Here is a 15,011-nt window from a genome sequence, read left to right as displayed (position 1 = left end):
ATTGAAGTTGATACGAAACAATCTTACTCAACATCCGGCTCCCGAGGCGTTGTTGTTCGACCTTGACGGTACGTTATATCGCGGCAACGAACGGATTCCGGGTGCGGATCAGTTAATAACCGAACTTCAGGACAAGGGAATACCCTGTTGGTTTGTTACGAATAATTCGACCAGAACCGCATTGGAAGTTTCACGACATCTAATGGCCATGGGGATTCAGGCCGCCGAACAATCGATTGTCACATCCGCTTTGGCGGCAGCCTATTATGTACGGGAACAGCATCCCGGCGCGGCAGCTTACGTTATCGGAGAGCATGGGCTGCACGAAGCTCTTCGGGGTGCCGGAATTCGTTTGATCGACGAAAAGGAGAGCAATGATCGGTTTGCCGATCTTGTCGTGCAAGGGCTTGATCGCAAGCTGACTTATGAACGGTTAACGCTTGCGGTCAAGCATCTTTTGAACGGCGCCGTTTACGTTCAGACGAATCCTGATCGGCTCCTCCCGGTGGACGGGGGATTTCTTCCGGGTGCGGGAAGCATCGGGGCTGCTTTGCAAGCGGCATCCGGGACGGAGCCGATTGTCATCGGCAAACCTTCCAAAATATTGATGGATTATTCACTGAAGTTAGCCGGTACTGCTGTGGCCCATTCCTGGGTAATCGGCGACAATCCCTATACGGATTTAGCTGCGGCGCGCAATGCGGGCTGTCCGTCTATTCTTGTATTAACGGGACTGTGTACGAGGGACAATTGGCAAGATCATTGCACGGCGGCGGGAGTAACCCCCGATGCCGTATGTGAAGGTCCTGAACAGTTGCTGGCCTTACTTAAAAGTTAAAAGAGCTTTCAGCAAGAGCAGCGATGCAAACCTGAGGAGAAGGGATGATCAATAAATGCCGGAATTACCGGAAATGGAGCATTACCGCACACAATTATCACCGCTGCTATGCGGTCAAAGAATTACGGGGGTAATCGTCAACCGCCCTGCTACGATTAACGAACCCGTGGACGTATTCACATCCGCGTTAATCGGCCGAAACATCCTGTTCGTCGAACGACGCGGCAAACATTTATTATTCCATCTGGATGACGGGCACCGGCTCCATCTGCATCTGATGCTCGGCGGCTGGCTTGCTTACGGCGAACAAGGGCCGAAGAAGGATAGCCATTTCCAAGTGATCCTGACTTTCGGCGACGGTAACTCGCTTTACTTCGGCGGATTGCGCCTCGGGTATTTGCACCGGATAACGGCGAAAGCCGCCATTGAGCAGATGAAGGAGCTCGGGCCGGATCCATTCGATTCGAGGCTAACGGTAGAGGCGTTCCAGAAACGGATTTCCGGGAAAAAAGGCAGACTGAAGACGACGCTCACGGATCAACGTTTTCTGGCGGGAATCGGCAATTGCTACAGCGATGAAATTTGTTTCGATGCGAAGATTCACCCCGCGCTAGCGGTAAGCGATCTTGATCCGACGGCGGCTGAACGCCTTTATCATTCGATCCGCAAGGTGCTTCTGGAGGCGAAGGATGCGGGAGGTTACATGGAGCATCCGCTAACTCCGGACGATACGTTGACCGGCGGTTACAACGATCAATGCCGGGTATACGATCGCAAAGACGAGCCATGCTTCGTATGCGGTACTCCAATTAAGTTCGAGACGCTGACAGGTCGTAAAATGTTCTACTGCCCGGATTGTCAAAAGGGTTCATAAATGAGAGAGGTCGGCAGTCATGTCAGCACGAGAAACGGATATCGCAAGGCGGCGGAATACGCGGTTGCAATCGGGGGCAGTGCCTTTCAATATTTTCCGAAAAATCCCCGAACGCTGGAGACCAAAACGTTCAATAGAGACGATGCATTGAAGTGCGCCTCATGGTGCAAAGACATTGGCGTCAAGTCCATCGCTCACGGACCTTATCCGGTAAATCCTGCGGCGGTCGGCGAGACGGCGCAACGAATGGCGTTATGCACGCTTAACGATTTGGAAATCGCCGAAGCTTGCGGATCCATTGGCGTCGTTGTGCATTTCGGCAAGTTCAAAGGACAAGATCCGTTACAGGGCTATCGAAATGTAATACAATGGATCAATAGCGTTACTTCTCTCTGGAATGGTAAAGCGCAAATCCTGCTCGAGAATCAAGCGGGCGATCACGGTCCGATGGGGACGACGCCAGAGGAATTAATACAAATCCGGTCGCTAGTCCAAGAGCCGGATAAGGTCGGATTTTGCTTAGACACTTGTCACCTGTACGCTAGCGGAGAGTGGCGGCAAGGGGAGTGGCTAACGTTCGCGGAGCGGGCCAGGCGCCTAGGCTTCTGGGCAAACGTTCGCGCCGTCCATTTGAACGATTCCCGTTATCCGTCAGGCGCTCGCAAAGACCGGCACGCTCGGATAACCGAAGGATGGATTGGTAAAGAGGGTTTTCATGAACTTTTATCGACTCCGGAGCTTCAAGGAATTCCGCTAATATTGGAAACGCCGGTCGGAGAAGACGGGACGCATCGGGATCAGCTTATGCTTGTGCATCAATTGTCGGGGGAGGCGCTTGAATGATAAACGTATACTTGGACGATGTGCGGCCTTGTCCGCGGGGGTTCGTCGCTGCAAGATCGGCGGAGGAATGTTTGTTGTTGCTTGAGGCGAGCGAAGTAAACTTCCTCTCGCTTGATTTCGAGCTTGGCTTAGGCGAACCGAACGGTCTTTCGGTTGTGCACGGAATCATTGCCAAAGGAAAATACCCGCGAGAAATATTCGTACACTCTTCCAGTCTAATGGGGAGAGCGCAGATGGTGCATTCGTTGCGAGCGGCTAACCCGCAAGGCGTGGTCATTCATGACGGCCCGATGCCGCCGCATATTCTTGAAGCCGCTGCAATCGGAGATAGCCGCAATGCGTGAATTGGAGCCTGCGCAATGGAAACGAGAATGGACGTTTACGCCTGCGCCTTTCGCGATCTTCGTCCATACGCCATTATGCGGGACTTGCCTCGCTGCGCGGAAAATGCTGAGAGTAGCAACGGAGCTTGTGCCTGATCTTCCGATCCTATCGGCGAACGTGAACATTATGCCGGATATGGCGCAGCAATTTCAAATCGAAAGCGTGCCTTGCTTGCTCATTAAACGCAAGGACGGAACCTGGAACAAACATTACCGTTTCCCCTCCGTTACGGAGTTGGTGGAACGTTTAAGAATCGAGAGGGAAACGAAATGATCCATTTACAAGGCTTGACTTTTCGCAGGGGAGAACGGGATATCCTTCGCGGCGTCGATTTGAAGGTACAACCGGGAGAGCACTGGACATTGCTTGGCCGTAACGGCTGCGGCAAATCCACCATTCTAGAGATGGTAACAGGTTACTTATTTCCGACATCCGGTACGATCGACGTGCTTGGAAACCGGTTCGGGCAAGTGGACGTAAGGGAAGTACGCAGGAAAATCGGATACATCAGTCCATCGTTAATCGAGAAAATGACGCTTCGGGATCCGGTATGGGAAATCGTAGCAAGCGGCGCCTTCGCTTTTTTGCGGTTTTACGAAGAAATCGAAGAAGAGGTTCGCGAACGGGCTTACATAGAATTGGAACGGGTAGGCTTACGAGCTTTGGCGGAGCAGCCGTTCGGCACTCTATCGCAGGGAGAGCGCAAGAAAGCGCTGCTCGCGCGCACGATGATGGCGTCGCCGGAGCTTCTCATCTTGGACGAGCCTTGCGCAGGGCTCGATTTATTCGAACGGGAGAAGTTTCTTCAAGTTCTATCGGAGTTGTCTGCGCAAAAACTGTCCATGCTGTACGTAACGCATCATATCGAAGAGATCGTTCCTTTATTCACTCATGTGGCGCTTATGTCTCAAGGGAAGCTGGTCGCATCCGGACTGAAGCGAGACGTATTGACGCCAGAGAGGCTCGAAGAGGCTTACGATCTCCCTTTGGACATTCAATGGCGCGATGACCGGCCGTGGATTCAGGTTGGGAAGGTGGACTAACGATGATTACGTTTGTCGGAACGGCGAATCCCGGATTCGCGCCTTATGCGATGGAAGAACTGCGGAGGCGCATTAAAGGCACTAAGGTATCTGGACTTGCGCCTGGAGAAACCTTTGCGTTTACGACCGGAGATAACGACGCTGAACAGATTCTAACGGAGCTGCGCCGCAAGGAACCGATTTTTCTCCGGCATATTTTTCCAATTGAAGCAGAGAAAGACGTTATGAACAGTCCGGTGAAAACCGCGGAAGTATTGAAGGAATACGCTTTAACTTTGGGGGATCGCGTTAAAGGCCGCAAAGTGGCCATTCAAGTTCGCAAGGAGCAGAATAGTCCTTTTCCGTATACGTCTGCAGAGGGCAGGGACGTCATCGTACCGGTTATTCAAGAGCTCGGCGGGGAAACGGTAGCCCGGGAAGCAGATTGGATTATTTCCATCTACGCGACGAAAAAAACGCTATATATGGGCTGCTCCCTGCCCCGCGACAACTTATCCGACTGGCCGGGCGGAGCCGTTCGTTTCCGCAAGGACGAAGGGCTGATTTCACGGGCGGCCTTTAAGCTGTTGGAAGCGGAGAGGGCGTTTAATTTGCCGCTCGATCGGTTCTCGAATGCTCTGGATTTAGGCGCCGCCCCCGGTGGATGGACGTCCGTTCTCCTGGAAAGAGGCTTAAAGGTGACCGCGGTCGATCCAGCCGAAATGGACCCTTCGTTGGAAACTCATCCAAGATTACGCCATTTGCGGAAAAATGCCGCGGATGTCTCCTTTTCCCCCGGTTCGTTCGATCTATTGGTATGCGATATGAGCTGGGACCCTCATCATACGTGTCGGATCGTATCGGAGTTGGCTCCGGTCCTATCCGCCGGAGGTTCGGGCATCATTACGTTAAAGCTTATGTACCGTAAACCTTTCCAAAGCATTCAGGATCTTATGGAGGATTACGGGCATGAATTCGATATTCGCAAGGTGAAACAGTTGTTTCATAACCGAGAAGAAGTTACAATGTGGGTGAAACGCAAATAAGAGCGTTCGTAACGGGAAAGCATCCCGCATCCGGTCGGACCCTTGACCTTCAAGGATCCGACCTTAGATGCGGTTTTTGTTTGTGTATGCGATCTGTTTGACAGGATTAAAGAGACTGTAAGCGGTACAAGCTACCAGAGGAGGTGTAGGCAGTGGAACTTTGGGTGTTGGGCACGAGCGCCGGCAGGCCGATACTGGGCAGGAACGTCACCTCGGTCGCGCTTCAAATGCCGCAAAACCGGGGAACGTTCTGGATGATCGATTGCGGCGAGGGTACCCAGCACCAATTGCTGCGTACGCCTTTTAGATTAAGTCGGCTGGAGAAGCTGTTCATCACCCATTTGCACGGGGATCATGTATTTGGACTTGCAGGATTGTTAAGCAGCCGTTCATCGCTTGGCGGAACCGAACCGATCGCGTTATATGGTCCGCCGGGATTACGTGAACTTATCGAGACCACATTGCGGATTACTGAAACGCATTTGGGTTTTGCGCTCCGAATTTATGAGGTTGGAGAAGGGGTCGTATTCGAGGATGACGCCTTCTCGGTGGAAGCCGCCAAGCTCGACCATCGAATCATTAGTTTCGGATATCGGATAACCGAACGGCCTCGCACCGGTGCGCTAAATGTAAAGCTGCTCGGCGAGATAGGTGTTCCATCCGGGCCCTTATACGGCAAATTGAAAGCAGGAGAGGACATTACGCTGGAAGATGGACGAATCATCCGTTCTTTAGATGTAGTCAGCAGTCCCATACCGGGTCGTGTCATTGTCGTATTGGGGGATACGAAGCCTTGCAATAGCGCCGTTGAGCTTGCAAAGGGCGCGGACTTGCTGCTTCATGAGGCGACGTTCAGCCATCATTTGGCGGATAAGGCCGGCGAGTACGGTCATTCCACAGCTGTGCAAGCTGCGGAAACCGCATCTGCCGCGGGGGTTAAACGGCTGCTAATCACCCACTTCAGCACCCGTTACAAGGATGAGGACTTAGAAGCCCTTGAAGAGGAAGCCAAAACTGTGTTCTTAGCTTCGGATATTGCTTTGGAGTTGAAACCTTATAAGATTTCTCGGTAAGTCGTTAAACATTAAATAAAACGGGAAAGCATCTCGCATCCGGGCAAAGCCATATGGCTTCGCTTCGTGGTGCGGTTTTTTTGTACCACTAATAGATACGCGGAAGGGCAGGAGAATCCATTGAATAACGAGCGGCTTGCAGGGTTGGAACTGAGAGCAGGGGAGCTTTACGGAGATCGTTATCGAATCGTTATGCCTATCGGCAAAGGCGGTATGGGACGTGTCTATTTAGCGGAAGACACAAGGCTTGGAGGTAAAACGAGGGCGCTTAAACTGATGTGTCCGCTGCCTGATGAAGCGCGATCCTTCCTGCTGGAGGCGCAGCTGTTGAGCGAGTTGGATCACCCCCATCTGCCTGATATCGTAGATTATTTTCCACCTAATGAAACGGGTGTCGCCGGTATAGTCATGGATTACATCGCGGGAGATACGCTAACCGAAAGGTTTGATCGTTATGGCCGAAATCTCCCTTTTAATTTGGTGTTAAAAATATTGATTCAATTGTGCGAAGTGTTGATCTACTTGCATGCGCAGAGTCCTGCAATCGTTTTTCGGGATCTGAAACCCTCTAACGTGTTATTGGATCGACACAATAATGCAATTCTAGTCGATTTCGGAATTGCCAGGAGGTACAGGGAGGAGAGTCAGAAAGATACGCTGCAGCTTGGGACGCCAGGTTTCGCGGCTCCGGAACAACTAAGAGGGGAGCAGTCTGATACCAGGACGGATATATACGGCTTAGGAGCGCTGGCCTATCATCTGCTGTCGGGCGGTCAATTCGCGATCAGGCACCGCGGTGTCTATAGGAAAGCTCTTCAAGACGATGTTCCTACCGAGTTCGCATTGCTATTGGAACGTATTCTGGCAATCGACCCGCAAAACCGGCCGCAATCGGCGAACGAACTTTACTCTGAATTAAAGATCATGCAGCACGGAAACGAACGATCGAATGATTCAAATCATGTTCATCAAATCGCAAATAGAGAAGGGGTTATCGTAATCGCCATCGCTTCCGCTTATCCGGGCGCAGGCGCCACATTCGCTTCCCTAGCCTTATCCTCGTCTTTGTCGCGTTCGGGCATCTCGCATGCCCTGGTCGAATGTCCGGGCGGCGAGCCTGAACTATACGCTTTGCTTCATGGAGACCGAAAGATGCCGAGAGGCGCTGTATATGCAGAGTCGGACGGGCTGCAAGCCTCGGTGCCGGCTTGGCGCGATGGCAAGGCGGCCTATTATCCCTTAAATCCGAAAGCGTATGCTCGCAATGGGCCTGATGCCGCATTTGCTCAATGGTTGCGAAGACTAGGAGTGCCTGTCGTGCTCTTGGACGTGTCAAGCGGCTGGGAGAAATCCGAGCTTACGGATTGGATTATTAGATCCGTTGATAGAATCGGAATCGTCGCGGATTGTTATCCGGTAAAATGGTCCTCGCGCAGACAGGTTGCTTGCGAGGAATTGCTGCAGTCGGCAAGGCAACGAAACATTCGGTCCGGTTGGATTGCCAATCGGGATCAATCGTTTCCAGAACGAAAGCAATGGCTCTCCTTATTTCCGACCAATCCGGATGCTTACCTTCCGGATTTCTCAGGAAAACTAATGCTTAACTCCTTATGGCGCGGCGAAGGACTGCCCTCGGATCCATGTACGCTTAGGGCTTTGGATGAAGCATTTCATAGTCTAATTAGGAAAATAATCTCATCCTTCGACTGATTTTCCACGGCTGAGAAAGTCGTGTTACAATGGGTAAGGGAGAACTGGGTTTGACAGGGGAGAATTGGGTATGGAAAGCAGCCGATTAAGATGGCTGGAAGTGGGTATTACAGCGTTAAAGCTCGGTTTAACCTCCTTCGGAGGTCCGGTTGCTCACATCGGATATTTCCGCGAGCAGTACGTCGAGCGCAAGAAATGGTTATCGGACGAAGCCTTCGGAGATTTGACGGCGTTATGTCAATTTCTGCCGGGACCTGCAAGCAGTCAGCTTGGTATCGCGATCGGCATAGGGCGTGCCGGATTCCTTGGCGGAATCATGGCGTGGCTAGGCTTTACGCTTCCTTCCGCATTATTGCTCATGGCATTCGCTTTCGGTATGCAGGGAAGCGGCTTCGCGGACGCTGGATGGCTGCAAGGGTTAAAGCTGGCTGCCGTTGCCGTTGTTGCGCAAGCGGTATGGAGCATGGCCAAATCGCTCACCCCCGATCGACCGCGAATCCTATTAGCCGCATTCACCGCAAGCTTTGCAATTCTTGTTCCAGGTACCGTCGGGCAAATTGTTCCTATCGCGCTATGCGGAATTGCCGGAGCATTTATTTTGAAGCCGCAGGCGGTTATTTCACAGAATGAACGGCAATTGACTGGGAAAGGCATAACGGCGGGTCTGTTTCTCTTGTTGTTCATAACATTGCTAATTCTTTTACCTATAATGGCTACATTAAATCATAATCCTTTACTGGAGCTAGCCGATATCGGTTATCGTGCGGGCGCTCTCGTGTTTGGCGGAGGGCACGTCGTTCTGCCTATGCTTCATGACAATATCCTTTCCACTGGACTTGTGAACGAACAACAGTTCATGGCGGGATATGGAGCCGCGCAGGCGGTTCCCGGCCCATTGTTTACATTCGCTGCGTACCTTGGCGCTGTGTCCGCTTCCGGGATAGAAGGCGTGATAAGGGCAGCAGTGATTGTTATCTTTATTTTTCTACCTTCTTTCTTGCTAGTGGCAGGAGTCATGCCGTTTTGGTCCCGATTGCGGACTCAAAGGCGGACAAGGGCTGTGTTGAATGGCGTGAATGCATCGGTTGTCGGCATTTTGTTCGCGGCGTTGTATAACCCCGTATGGACAAGCACGGTACATGACAAAGTGGATTTAATCTTTGTAGGAATCGGATTTTTATTACTCGTTATATGGAAATGCCCGCCTTGGCTTCTAGTCACCTTGGCTGCTGTTTTTGGTTGGATCTTATCATTGTGAGGTGACCGTAATGAACAATGAAAATATATTGATCATCGAAGACGAGGACGCCATTGCAAGGATATTGCAATTGGAGCTCGAACATGAAGGATACGGGGTCGGCAGAGCCGCCGATGGCCGCAAAGGACTGGAGATGGCCGTATCCGGGGAATGGGATCTCATCCTGCTCGACGTCATGCTGCCGGAGCTTAACGGGATTGAAGTGTTGCGCCGCCTAAGGCAGAACGACGGGGCTGTTCCCGTTATCCTGCTCACGGCTAGGGACACCGTTCCGGACAAAGTCAGCGGATTCGAGCACGGGGCAAACGACTATATCACGAAACCGTTCGCGATGGAAGAATTGCTTGCCAGGGTGCGGAATTTACTCCGCATATTCAAGGCGTCCCGTGAAGGGGAGACCGAAGACGTCATTCGTATCGGGGATTTATCGATCGAGCTATTGACGCGCAAAGTGTATCGGAAAGACCATTCCATCGATCTGACTCCGCGCGAATTCGAGCTGCTGCTCTATTTGGCCAAGCATAAGAACGGAGAAAAAACTCGCGACGAGATCTTGTCGGATGTTTGGGGATACGAATACATCGGGGATACGAACGTTGTAGACGTGTACATCCGGTACTTGCGGCAGAAGATGGACAAAGGCTACCGCCATAAGCTTCTTCACACCGTACGCGGGGTCGGTTACATGTTGAAGGAGCCGGATGCATGACCCTGCGATCTAGATTCACATTATTTACCGTATTTTGGCTTATTTTTATACTGATTCTATACAATATCTTTGTTTACTTCTTCGTTATTCGCGTCACGACGCGCGGAGAGCTGCAATTGCTTGCGAACAAAGCAGATCTCGTCATCGAGAGTTTGCGTAAGCAAGGCATGCGGGGATACGAGGATCCTAAGCTTCTCGCCGATTTGTATAATTACAACGAGATGATGAGAATCGTGACCGGGGACGTCCGGGTCGTCAACAAAGTCGGAACGGACGAGGAACTGCTGTCGATCCCGCCTCAGATGCAAGCTTTCGTCCAATCTGAAACGAGGCAAATTAACGGACAAAGGGTTCTTTATTTGTCCGTGCCTTTTTTTGACCAGGGACATCTGATCGGAACGGTAGAGGCGGCCCGCCGCTTAACGGTGCTCGACAGCTATTTGCAAATATTGGTCGGGGCATTAAGCGTGACCAGTATCGGCGCCATCGTATTCGCGATCTTCGGTACTTACTGGTTCACTTCGCGGTTGACCGGGCCGATCGGGCAGATGGTGCAGACGATGAGGGAAATCGACCGAAGCGGCAAACTCTACCGGGTTAGGTTGAACGGCCGCGAGGAATCCGTGGAACTTCAGCAGATGGTCAGAGCTTTTAATCAGATGATCGATCGCTTAGATCGGACGATTGAGCACCAGAAGCATTTCGTAGCGGACGCCTCGCATGAATTAAAAACTCCGCTAACGGTTATTTCCAGTTACGCGGATATGCTGAAACGATGGGGCAGGGATAACGTTGAGGTGCGGGATGAGGCTATTGAAGCGATCTCCAGGGAAACGGAGCGTCTGCAAAACCTCATCCGTTCGATGCTGACGCTTGCCGAGGCCGAGCAGGATGACTGGCTTAACGTTACACGCTTTGACGTTGCAAGCGTCGTGCGGGAGCTATCGGAAGTGTTGGGAAAAACCTTCCAGCGCGAAATACGCGTGCACACGGACGGTCATTCGGTTCAAATGAAAGGCGACAAGGATAAAATCCGGCAGTTGCTGCTTATCTTGATCGATAATGCGATAAAGTACAGCAAGGAGCCTATCGACGTGCGCATACGTCCGCATAAGAACGGAATCAAGCTTGAAGTGACGGATTACGGCATTGGCGTACCCGAAAGCGAAATTCCTTATATGTTTGAACGGTTTTATCGAGTGGATGAAGCTCGCAATCGTTCGACGGGAGGAAGCGGCCTTGGCCTTTCCATAGCCAAGAAAATCGTCGACATCCATGAAGGCAACGTGGAAGTGTATAGCAAACCAGGTAACGGAACGACGATTTCCATTCAATTGCCTCGCAAAATATAATCGCCAACAACAAGAAAAACCGGCATTTCGGAATTTCCCGAAATTTGCCGGTTTTCTCTATGCAACCTTGTCCGATTGGCGGACGTTTATAACTGTAAGGAGAGCGGAACTAAAGGACGCGACGGGCGGTCACGTAATGAGACTTCCAATAGCCGGAGCTAATCGTAGAGTATGTAACACCAGGAGAACCGTATGTATGCAACATCTTATTGTTGCCGACATAAACGCCGACATGACCGATTTTGCTGCCAGTACGCTTAACCTTGAAGAAAACAAGATCGCCCTTTTTCAAACTTCCTTTGGCGACCTTAACGCCTTTCGTTGCTTGCGTGCTCGATACACGCGGCAACTTCACGCCGTATTTACCATAAATATATTGCGTGAAGCTGGAGCAATCGAATGCGGAGGTTGAACCGGATGGTGCGCCGAACCGGTATTTCACGCCTAAGTATTTCTTACCTAACGTTATGATTTTGTCCGCTTTGCTAGTTGCCGCAGAAGCCTTTGGGGCATACCCCAAAGTAAAACCGGTGAAACCGATGACAGCGCAAAGGCTGACGCTGACTACTTTTCGGACGAGTGTGTTTTTGAAACTCATGCTGTTGTTCCCTCCATCGTACATGTATTCAGTTGTCACGCTCATCAGTATAGCAGACTCTCTTTTTCAAATTATTACCAAGGAGAGAGAAAAAGTTGGCGTTGGAACGGTTTAGAGCGCTTTCTTAGAAAATAATGATAATTCTCTCAGAACACGTACGAGAGAAACAAGCTTGCCCCAAAACAAATTCCTCCTATAATAGAGAAAGAGGCCATGAGGGGGATTTCGATGAAAATGCGGGTATCCGTTGCCGAGTTTCAGCCTAATCAGCAACTTACATATGAGGTTTCGAACGCGGCGGAAACGGTGCGTATTTTGTTTTGTCGCCTGTACTCGAACGATCTGAAGAGAAGCGGGGTCACTTGGGAGGCGGATACGTGTTTAAGCAACTAAGGGTAACGGACGGGGCGAGAATGCTCCCTGTTACGATTAGAAATTACGCGAGGAGGGACTTTACGGATTTAATTTCTTTGCAAGCCTTGTGCTTTCCTCCGCCATTTCCTTCCGAGCTTTGGTGGAACGAACGACAATTGGCCGAACATGTAACAAGATTCCCCGAGGGAGCGCTCTGCGCGGAAATCGACGGTACGATCGTCGGCTCTATGACGGCTCTGCGCAGAACGTTACATCGTACGGAAAAGCATGACTGGGCGACAGTAACCGACGACGGATACATCCGTAATCATGAGCCCGAAGGGGATACGATTTATGTTGTCGATATTTGCGTTGCGCCCGCTTTCCGTAAATTCGGGTTAGGCAAGTGGTTATTGCAGTCGATGTACGAGACTGTCGTTCATCTGGATTGCCTAAGGCTGCTCGGAGGCGGGCGTATGCCTGGATATGTGCATTCAATAGGCCGGTTAACGCCGGAGCAATATGTAGAACAGGTTGCAATAGGAGAGATCATCGATCCTGTAATTACATTTTTGCTGCGCTGCGGCAGGTTGCCGGTCGGTATCGTGCCGAATTATATCGATGATGAACAATCTGCAAACTATGCGGTATTGATGGAATGGCGCAACCCATTCAAGAAGGAGAGAGAGAAATGGAATATATTCGGGTAACATCAATCGAGGATCCTTATTTTGCGGCGATGCATCAATTAATGAGCTTAATCTTTCCTCCCGAGGAAGTGCTTGCGTTCGAATTATGGAAGGAGCCGATAGAGGATCCGGATATTCATGTCTATGTAGCCGTAAAAAACGGGGAAGTCGTCGGGGCGACGGAATATCGCTATTATCCGCAGTTGCGCGTCGCAATGACTGATTTTACGATCATTGGAATGATGGGGGAGGGCATAGGACGGTTCTTGTACGTAAGACGATCCCAAGATTTGCGGCGGATGCAGCAACAAAGCGGAACGGATTCCATCGGCATGTTCGCGGAAGTCTATAGGCCGCACGCGGTTTCCTCGTTCAAATTCGGCAGCGTGCTCCCTATGCATCCCGTCGTAAGAAGAGAAGTGCTGTCGCATTTAGGTTATCGCAAGCTGGATATCACTTACGTTCATCCCTCTTGGGATCACGAAGGCAAAGCCGTAACGGAGCTAGATTTGGGTTTTCTCCCGGCTGATGAAGATTTACATCAGATTCCTGGAGCATTAATCGTACAGTTTCTAACTCAATATTACTCCGCGCTGCCGAATAAGCCGAAAGAATGGCTGGAGATGATTGCGGAGCTTGAAACCCGTGCTGAAATCAATTTGTTGCCTTTATAAATGAGTGGGTAATAATTAACTATGCCGTGATCTATCCTTCATAAGATGGTAAGCAGTACCCGGTGCTTATTTCTGTCCAGGTACTGTTTACCGATCAATTTGGAAATATACAGGTAATAAAGGAGATCAAAGATGCGTATTACGTTTCTCGGTAATGGGGACTCGATGGGAACGCCAAGAGTATATTGCGATTGTGCGGTTTGCGAAGAAGCCCGCACGACGGGGGCTAACCGAAGGCTTCGGTCGGCCCTCTTGATGGAACTGGAAGAGCAGCCGCCGCTATTGCTGGATTGTGGACCGGACTGGCGATCCCAAATGGAGGACATGGGAATCCGGCGGTTAAGTCAAGCCTTGCTCACGCATGCCCATTTCGATCATATCGGTGGATTGGCGGACTGGGCCGACGCCTGTCGGTGGACGAATGAAACCGCTAGAATTTTCGCTCCTCATGAAGTGCTGCATGAAATTCGAACCCGATTTCCTTGGATCGAAACGCAATTGAAGATGGTAGATAACGACGGCGGCATGACCTACGGGGAGTGGCGTATTACCCCTTGGAAAGTGAATCACGGGAAAAACGGATTCTCTTACGCGTACCATTTCGAGAACACAACGAACGGCAAGAAGTGGGCTTATTGTTCGGATGCGATCAACATGACCGATCAGCAGAAAGCTCCGTTAAGGGGACTTTCGCTGCTCGTATTAGGCACAAGCTACGTGGAGGAACAATTCCCGATGGACACTCGTTCTGTTTACGATATCCGGGAGGGATTACAGATTTCGGAGGAAGTAAAGCCGGATTCGGTCATCTTCACTCATCTCTCGCACGATGTAGATGTTCATAAGGATTACCGGTTCCCGGCACATATTCGGCTCGCTTCTACCGGGTTGACGATCACGCTTTAATCGCGGCTGCGAATAACAAGAAGCAGTCCGGAGGATATTGTAATCGTTCCTTGCGGTTCTTCGATGATATTGCTAATTCCAAGAGACCAGCCGAGTTTCAGGGTGGCATCGTTCAGCGGGTAACGGAAGCCATGCAGCGTAACTCCCGTCACTTCTAGAGATAACGGCAACAGGGAAGTATAAGGAAATCTAGCGCTCGCGTTCAGTTGAATCGAGTCGGTGCATAGGCTGATTTCGTTATTTTCATCGATTAAAGTTAGCGAACAATGCTGTTCATAAGCTTGTCTAAGCAAATGGACGTTGCCTAGGCCATGATCGAAACGAGTGCCCAGCGCGCCTAATAGGAGGATTTCCTTGAAACCTCTCTTCACGGCTTCTCTGAAAGCAAGCTCGGTGTCCGTCCAATCTTTATTTACGGCGTCACATGAAAGCAATTCGCCTGAACGGCTTGAGATGAGCTCCATTTGTTCGGGAAGGACGGAATCGAAGTCTCCGAGCGCCAGGTGAGGCGTATGCCCATGATGAATAAGAAAATAAGCCCCGCGGTCGGCGCCAATAATATAGTCATGCGAAGACATGTAGTCAAATGCCCATTGTCCTAGATTTCCGCCCGTAAAGATAAGCGCTCGCGTATGGGAATGATCGGTCATGGATGAAACCTCCTGAGGTGTAGGACGAACC

Annotated in this window: 18 protein-coding genes; 16 read left to right on the top strand and 2 right to left on the bottom strand. The window is 50.9% G+C overall.

Annotated features, from left to right (window positions below):
- Window position 1 precedes the first annotated feature (1 nt).
- The 12 genes from K7P76_RS04115 to K7P76_RS04060 all read left to right on the top strand — a co-directional run bounded on the left by K7P76_RS04115 (window position 2) and on the right by K7P76_RS04060 (window position 11,109).
- Entirely contained in the window at window positions 2-838 is an 837-nt protein-coding gene (locus tag K7P76_RS04115; protein WP_232183532.1) for an HAD-IIA family hydrolase, read from the top strand.
- Between the two features lie 55 nt (window positions 839-893).
- Window positions 894-1,712 carry an Fpg/Nei family DNA glycosylase gene (locus K7P76_RS04110; RefSeq protein ID WP_232183531.1) on the top strand — a complete coding sequence of 273 codons (819 nt, stop codon included), beginning with the start codon at window positions 894-896 and terminating at the stop codon, window positions 1,710-1,712.
- Window positions 1,713-2,555, top strand: coding sequence for a deoxyribonuclease IV (locus tag K7P76_RS04105; RefSeq protein WP_232183530.1), 843 nt, complete (start codon window positions 1,713-1,715; stop codon window positions 2,553-2,555).
- The gene (locus K7P76_RS04100; RefSeq protein ID WP_232183529.1) at window positions 2,552-2,899 is read left to right on the top strand and encodes a cyclic-phosphate processing receiver domain-containing protein; all 348 of its coding nucleotides are present in this window, start codon (window positions 2,552-2,554) and stop codon (window positions 2,897-2,899) included. The genes K7P76_RS04105 and K7P76_RS04100 overlap by 4 nt, the downstream gene beginning before the upstream one ends.
- Window positions 2,892-3,212: a thioredoxin family protein gene (locus K7P76_RS04095; protein ID WP_232183528.1), complete on the top strand. Its 321-nt coding sequence runs from the start codon at window positions 2,892-2,894 to the stop codon at window positions 3,210-3,212. The genes K7P76_RS04100 and K7P76_RS04095 overlap by 8 nt, the downstream gene beginning before the upstream one ends.
- Window positions 3,209-3,982 (top strand): ABC transporter ATP-binding protein, encoded by a 774-nt coding sequence (locus tag K7P76_RS04090; protein WP_232183527.1) that lies wholly within the window; start codon window positions 3,209-3,211, stop codon window positions 3,980-3,982. The genes K7P76_RS04095 and K7P76_RS04090 overlap by 4 nt, the downstream gene beginning before the upstream one ends.
- A 2-nt stretch (window positions 3,983-3,984) precedes the next feature.
- Window positions 3,985-5,007 (top strand): 23S rRNA (cytidine(2498)-2'-O)-methyltransferase RlmM, encoded by a 1,023-nt coding sequence (locus K7P76_RS04085; protein WP_232183526.1) that lies wholly within the window; start codon window positions 3,985-3,987, stop codon window positions 5,005-5,007.
- Between the two features lie 152 nt (window positions 5,008-5,159).
- Window positions 5,160-6,080, top strand: a complete 921-nt coding sequence (gene rnz, locus K7P76_RS04080) for a ribonuclease Z (protein WP_232183525.1) — start codon at window positions 5,160-5,162, stop codon at window positions 6,078-6,080.
- 120 nt (window positions 6,081-6,200) lie between these two features.
- Window positions 6,201-7,790 carry a serine/threonine protein kinase gene (locus K7P76_RS04075; RefSeq protein WP_232183524.1) on the top strand — a complete coding sequence of 530 codons (1,590 nt, stop codon included), beginning with the start codon at window positions 6,201-6,203 and terminating at the stop codon, window positions 7,788-7,790.
- Window positions 7,791-7,860: 70 nt separating this feature from the next.
- Window positions 7,861-9,048 carry a chromate efflux transporter gene (chrA, locus tag K7P76_RS04070; protein ID WP_232183523.1) on the top strand — a complete coding sequence of 396 codons (1,188 nt, stop codon included), beginning with the start codon at window positions 7,861-7,863 and terminating at the stop codon, window positions 9,046-9,048.
- A gap of 10 nt (window positions 9,049-9,058) precedes the next feature.
- On the top strand, window positions 9,059-9,757 hold the full coding sequence (locus K7P76_RS04065) for a response regulator transcription factor (protein ID WP_232183522.1): 699 nt from the start codon (window positions 9,059-9,061) through the stop codon (window positions 9,755-9,757).
- Window positions 9,754-11,109: a HAMP domain-containing sensor histidine kinase gene (locus tag K7P76_RS04060; protein ID WP_232183521.1), complete on the top strand. Its 1,356-nt coding sequence runs from the start codon at window positions 9,754-9,756 to the stop codon at window positions 11,107-11,109. The genes K7P76_RS04065 and K7P76_RS04060 overlap by 4 nt, the downstream gene beginning before the upstream one ends.
- A gap of 109 nt (window positions 11,110-11,218) precedes the next feature.
- On the opposite strand, the gene K7P76_RS04055 is transcribed toward K7P76_RS04060, so the two are convergent.
- Complete coding sequence (locus K7P76_RS04055) at window positions 11,219-11,707, bottom strand: C40 family peptidase (protein WP_232183520.1); 489 nt, start codon at window positions 11,705-11,707, stop codon at window positions 11,219-11,221.
- Between the two features lie 228 nt (window positions 11,708-11,935).
- On the opposite strand from K7P76_RS04055, the gene K7P76_RS04050 reads away from it, so the two are divergent.
- The 4 genes from K7P76_RS04050 (at window position 11,936) to K7P76_RS04035 (ending at window position 14,330) form a co-directional block, all read left to right on the top strand.
- Window positions 11,936-12,100, top strand: coding sequence for a hypothetical protein (locus tag K7P76_RS04050; RefSeq protein ID WP_232183519.1), 165 nt, complete (start codon window positions 11,936-11,938; stop codon window positions 12,098-12,100).
- A 20-nt stretch (window positions 12,101-12,120) separates the two neighbouring features.
- Window positions 12,121-12,771, top strand: coding sequence for a GNAT family N-acetyltransferase (locus K7P76_RS04045; protein WP_232184450.1), 651 nt, complete (start codon window positions 12,121-12,123; stop codon window positions 12,769-12,771).
- Window positions 12,753-13,424, top strand: a complete 672-nt coding sequence (locus tag K7P76_RS04040) for a GNAT family N-acetyltransferase (protein ID WP_232183518.1) — start codon at window positions 12,753-12,755, stop codon at window positions 13,422-13,424. The genes K7P76_RS04045 and K7P76_RS04040 overlap by 19 nt, the downstream gene beginning before the upstream one ends.
- Before the next feature lie 132 nt (window positions 13,425-13,556).
- Entirely contained in the window at window positions 13,557-14,330 is a 774-nt protein-coding gene (locus K7P76_RS04035) for an MBL fold metallo-hydrolase (protein ID WP_232183517.1), read from the top strand.
- On the opposite strand, the gene K7P76_RS04030 is transcribed toward K7P76_RS04035, so the two are convergent.
- A complete protein-coding gene (locus tag K7P76_RS04030) occupies window positions 14,327-14,980 on the bottom strand; it encodes a thiamine diphosphokinase (protein ID WP_232183516.1) in 654 nt (217 codons plus the stop codon). The genes K7P76_RS04035 and K7P76_RS04030 overlap by 4 nt on opposite strands.
- Window positions 14,981-15,011 lie beyond the last annotated feature (31 nt).

Source organism: Cohnella silvisoli, assembly GCF_021190915.1.
Lineage (GTDB): Bacteria > Bacillota > Bacilli > Paenibacillales > Paenibacillaceae > Cohnella > Cohnella silvisoli.
This window is presented reverse-complemented; position numbering and strand designations above follow the sequence as displayed.